General features: G+C 60.2%; 2 protein-coding genes. Both read left to right on the top strand.

The window, feature by feature from the left end; translation table 11 throughout:
- Positions 1-191: antibiotic biosynthesis monooxygenase (locus EOA22_RS38910; RefSeq protein WP_348629493.1), on the top strand; the 191-nt coding region annotated here is incomplete at its 5' end.
- 28 nt (positions 192-219) lie between these two features.
- A complete protein-coding gene (locus EOA22_RS17425; protein ID WP_013529932.1) occupies positions 220-465 on the top strand; it encodes a type II toxin-antitoxin system Phd/YefM family antitoxin in 246 nt (81 codons plus the stop codon).
- Positions 466-598 lie beyond the last annotated feature (133 nt).

The raw sequence follows: 598 nt of genomic DNA, 5'->3' as shown, positions 1-598 counted from the left end.
ACACCGCCGATGCCGACGCGATCTGGGTCACCGAAGTGTGGACCGACGCCGAAAGCCACAAGGCCTCGCTGCAGCTTCCCGAAGTCCAGGCAGCGATCGCCAAGGCGCGGCCGTTCATCGCCGGCTTCGAATTCCAGGTCGAGACCCACCCCGTCGGCGGCTTCGGCCTAGCCGACAGCAAGACGGGGTGAGTTCGATGCCAATTTTGAGGAGCAATCTTTGACGCAGACAGTAAACATTCGCGATGCGAAAGCTCATCTGTCGCGCCTTGTGAGACGTGCAGCCCAAGGCGAGTCGTTTGTTATTGCCAAAGCCGGCAAGCCGTTGGCCAGAATCGTGCCGATCGAACAGCCGACGCTGCAGGCGCGACGGGTCGGTTTTATGGCCGGCCAGTTTTCCGTCCCCGACGATTTCGACCGCATGGGTCGCAATGAGATCGAGCAACGGTTCAACGCCGGCTTGTGAGACCTGTTACTCGACACCTGGGCGGGTGAAACAATCATTTTTCTGTGAATCGCGGTTCGCATTTTTCGCCCTGCGGGTCTAAGAGCGAAACATGGATTCCTCGGCCGAGCAGCCCTCCCCGGACCTGCCCACA

This window comes from Mesorhizobium sp. M7A.F.Ca.US.014.04.1.1 (assembly GCF_003998745.1).
Taxonomy (GTDB): Bacteria; Pseudomonadota; Alphaproteobacteria; order Rhizobiales; family Rhizobiaceae; genus Mesorhizobium; species Mesorhizobium ciceri.
The sequence above is the reverse complement of the archived record's forward strand: the minus strand, read 5'-3'. Positions and strand labels throughout refer to the sequence as shown.